This window comes from uncultured Paraglaciecola sp. (assembly GCF_913058035.1).
Classification (GTDB): Bacteria; Pseudomonadota; Gammaproteobacteria; order Enterobacterales; family Alteromonadaceae; genus Paraglaciecola.
Window position 1 is genome coordinate 1 of sequence record NZ_CAJXPA010000246.1, and the last position, 4,921, is coordinate 4,921.

2 protein-coding genes are annotated in these 4,921 nt (G+C 41.9%); both read right to left on the reverse strand.

The window, feature by feature from the left end; genetic code table 11:
• On the reverse strand, positions 1-545 hold a 545-nt coding region (locus QZ562_RS19465; protein ID WP_293763960.1), incomplete at its 3' end, for a polymer-forming cytoskeletal protein.
• A gap of 195 nt (positions 546-740) precedes the next feature.
• Positions 741-4,921: DUF6701 domain-containing protein (locus QZ562_RS19470; RefSeq protein WP_363315382.1), on the reverse strand; the 4,181-nt coding region annotated here is incomplete at its 5' end.

The following is a 4,921-nucleotide window of genomic DNA, read 5'->3' on the forward strand; positions in this document are numbered from 1 at the left end:
AAGGGCGTACATTGGCTATTAGACGGACTGCAAGTACCATTCACAGTAGAATCACTATCAATGTTTAAATTGCCGCTATTTGCGGTGACATTGCCATAAATCGTATTGTTTCCACCGTCGATCTTAATTTCACCGTCTGTTGAAGTGACGTTAGCTGTTAGATTAGCTTGTTTATGAATGTGCACTTTCCCTGTTGCGGTTAAATTATTAAAAACCATAGACGCGGCACCATCGATATGAAGCTTTGTGGCGTTAACATTGAAAACATGACCGTTATTGTCGACTGATGAATCGTCAGCAACTTTGAATTCTCCATCAATATTTAAGGTAACGTCGTCTGTTATAACAAGCGTATTATTTTTTCCGATATCCACTTTTTCAGTGCAAGTGAATGTGTCTTGGCCTGGGCCGGCAGAACAATCTTTAAACGGTCCGCTACCATCATTTTCTACAATATCAATTGGAAGAACATAGTTAGCCGCACTGGCACTGCTGATTTGTAACAGCAGACATACTAATATCGACAGAACCAAAGTTTTTATCATTCTAATCGCAGCCTCCCAGCTGACTCAATGCTAATAGTGATTAAACCATGCGGTTTCAAACTGGTTATGAACTGAGAAATATGTGTGTTGCCAGCTCATGACTTTGCATCTTATATAATTTTAAGTTATAACAAAAAGGCTTGCATGTTGCACGACTATTAAAATTTTGTTTAGGCTACGTTGGATAGATAAAATTTAATTAAACACTTCTCGCCATTGAATAATTTTATCATTGCCTCGAAATTGTCCAAATGTGACGGTGGCACTGGGTTTGTCATCGTCGTCAATATCCGAGTCACCATCCCAGTCGTAATTCAAATAATCTGACCAAATAATCCCTGTTGCATTTGGAATTAACTCAAGTACAAGATGGCCCGTCACATTGGGTGCAGAGAATCTAAGTTGACTATCCACAGATTTACCTCCTAAGAGTTCTCCAATGCTAGAGATATTTCCTACTAAGCCTTTTAAAGTGGATTCGCCATTTAGCAATAGTTGTCCTGCAGACAGGTCAAAAGCAACACTAGTGGAATTATCATCTTGATTAGTTAACCATTGATTATTGATAAAATACCCCACTTTGATGGGTACAGACAAATCTTCTTGCTCGGGCCCATAGGTACTTTCAATAACTAATCGCCCATATCTTGCTTGCGCTCCTTGGATAACTTCGCTATCAAATACTTGACATGCAGATGGGTAGACACGTTTAAAGCATACGCCGTCACTATCAGCGATGGTGCGTATTACAGACGTTGCAGCGTTAGCGGCAACTGTAGTAATGACGGGGGTAAATGACATATCAATGGGATTAATCGGTATGTGTGTTTTTGGAATACGTGCTAACGGGCTAGTGTAGATACCAAACTCTGTGGAAGCAGGTTGAGTAATGGAATAGGTGGCTTGTCCGTCATAATCTGATTCTGTGCCATTTGAGCTGATATCACCCAGTATCTCCCCATTGCTCAGAGTATTGTCTGCGAATGAAACGTGAGAGGCATTAAAACTTAGCTTCCAATGGTCACCGCCATAATTGCTAGTGGTTTGGCCTGATGCATTTTTTGCAGTTATTTGATAAACCAGACTCTCACTAAAAGGTATATATTCGCCAATATAACTTGAGCCACTGCGTGTATTATTTAAAGAAGGGTTAGTGATTTGGGTTATTTCGAAATAAGCAGGAATAAATCGTCCTAGATTAAGCGCCCCAGCGCTGTCGATTGTATTACCTAAATAATCTTCATCTTTGAAATTTATTTGAATCTCACCCACTTCATCATAATTTGCTGTATAGCGATATTTGCCATCATCAAATATCGGAATAGTCGTTGATTGATAGCCAGGTGTCAGTGCCGTCGTATGAGGCGTATTATCTAGTGTTAATATTCCTTCAATCGTAGAAGCTGCGTCAGGCGTTATCCTTTGCAAAAGCATTTGCAGATCCCCCGGCTGATAATTAGGTAATTTTCTTCCTTGCATGCCATAAGCACCAATAGTTAAATCAAAGGGAACACCAGCCACATAGGTTGACGTGGTATTGGATATATTGCTTGGCTGAACACTAACTCTTAGTTCATCGGGATATATATCGATTGTCGCCAAACCTGAAGTAACGGTGACGTTATCTATTTGTGCTGCCACGGTTAAATTAAGCCGTCCGACATCTGCATAATTAAGCATCGACAAGGGGGCAGTGCCATTGCTTGCAAAGGTAACACTTAGGGTCCCACTTTGATCATCACTAGGAGTGCTGTTTAACGGGATACCTGCTAATGGTGTTAAGCAGGTAGAGGGATCCTCGCAATTATAAGTGAAGGTAATATCCTGAGGGCCATTAAGTAAAGGTTTACAGACACCTGCGTCGTTACGAACGGCACGAATATTGACATCACTAAAGTTGGTTTCGGCTGTCTGGTCTGTTAGTGCTTTGATGGCTGTAGTTGTGCCAAAAAACTCAAATCCATCGTTTGAAAAAGTCATTTCACAGGTTTCAGTGCTGCCACTAAAACAGCGCAAACTGGCATTTGGATTAGCACTGGTTTTAGAGAAGCTCACGCTACCCTCATCGGTATCTTCGGTATCTTCGGTAACACTTAAAGTGATAGACACGGCTGTGCTCGCCGGAATAGTTATTTCATTGCCGTTGATCCAGCCATCACCCGCTAGGCCTAAGTCTGACAAGGTTATGGTCGTGTCCTGATCGTATAAAGATTCACAGTTTGCATCTGCGCAGGCTTTGATGGTGACGGTTTCTGCCTCGCAAGTAAAACCTTGTGTATCATGTTCGATACGGTAATGGTGCACATTTTGGGTGTTACACGTCATGTCGGTAAACGTGCCGCCGAGTGCTACTCCGCCAGCTCTTTCAGAAATATGGCCTCCTTCAGCATCAAAAGCTTGGTCTTCTACAATGGAGAATCCAGCACTAGATGTTGAAATTGAACACCGCTTTAGCCAACCACCGTTAGACCCATTACGTGTATTTTGGCTGGCAATCACCAAAGGGTTGCTGTTGTAAGTATTTAAGTTGGATACTTGGCAACTGTTGATGCCGGTAATACTATTGTCAGTTAGAAATGACTCGTAACTGATGTCATTGGTTAATTCACCTGAACCGGGCGTGATAGCCAAAAAACCTATAGTTTCATTATTATCTAAATAGTCACCATTTGTTTCTCCACGCTCCAGCGCTAACTTAAAATTGGTATTACCTACCGAATTCACGGTAGTGGCTAAAAAAGGGGTAGAAATTGGAAAAGGATTGGTCTCGTTATTCATTGTTTGAATAGAAGCGATGATGGCCGGCGTTTGAGAAAACGCCAAGTCTGCAGTAGATATAGTGACCCAACTTTGACTTCCTCCGGCTTTGGTACCTCTAAATGCTTTTGTGCTCACACTACCTACACGCATCATTGCTGCGCCATCTAAGTGGTAATCACCTTCAGGAATGGCTAGAAAATCCACTGTTTGAGATACGTTGCCTGCTGGCAGGTCAAGGTCTGTAATCCTCGGTGGTTCAACCTGAGCAATATCGAATCCTGTTGTAGTGACATTGCGTATTCTCAAGGCTAAGCGGTCATCATCATCTTCGGTAGTTGGTAAACTAAAGACACGGGGTACCTCTGAAAAAGGTGTGTCAAAGCACACAGAAGTAAACTCAGGGCTGTTTGCGGTGTTTTTTAAGATGGCTCGCCCAGCCTGAACTTCTATACTTGGTATGCATTGCCCAAACTTTACTTTTTCGTTAAGAGCACCGTGACGCAGAACTTCATAACCTGAAGGAGCGACATTAGTGCGGATATCATTAGAAATAGAAATTTCCAAATAATCGTCACCAGTATATTCAAAAAATATAGCTGCTATGTCAAATAAAGAGTCTTGAGTTAAGGTGAAGGACCCCCCCGTATTTGAATTGGCAGTTATGTTTTCATATCTTAATTCATTATTTGCACCGCTGATTGAGCTGCCAAATTTGTTGAATGTAATCGCGTCACCAGACAATGTATTCATGATAAAACTAAAACCGTCATCACTCTCAACATAAATAGTGTAATCACCGGCGGGCAAACTGAGCGTTCCTGAGGTATGCACTAAAAACTGTTCATCACCCACTCCTTCACTAGCACCTGGGTATGATAATGTACCCTCAAAGTCGTTAGGGGAACCTCCAAAGTCGATGCGATCAGCGGTACTTGTTTCACTTGCAAAAACATTATATGTGCCATTAGCTATTGATCCAGACACTGGTGACCCAGCGCTCAGCCATGCAGCATGTATATTTAGTGCATCAGTTGTTGAGCCTATCGTTTTGGTATTGCCATCATTATCAATTCTAATACCAACTGTGTTAAGCAAACCAGAATCACAGGCAAGTGGCGGTGGCGGTGGACAGTTTCGAGCACTACCATCGTAGTTATTACCCGCATCTTGATTAGTAAAAATACTTTCGATCTGAGCTGATGACACGACTGAGTCAAACACCAGAACCTCGTCAATGCGTCCATCGGCGGATGACTCTCCGGGAACATATGTGGTGCGGTTATCTCCAAAATAAAGCGTCGACAAACTATTGAAAGGAACAGATGTGCCGCTACTACCTGTCACACTTTGCTCAACACCATTGACATAAATCTTGACAGTTTTGCTTGCTAAGTCCCACACAAATGTTAAGTGTGTCCAGACTTCTGAACCGACTGAGAATACATCAACTGTGCTCATTTGGTAATCACTATCATCACCACTTTCAAAGTTGAATATCACTTTGCCTGAAGAAGTAATTTCCGCATAAAAGTATTTTTCGCTTCCAGACGCATCAAATAGTCTTTTACTCAGACCCGAGTTCCAAGCATCATTACCTCTATACCAAAGGCTAATAG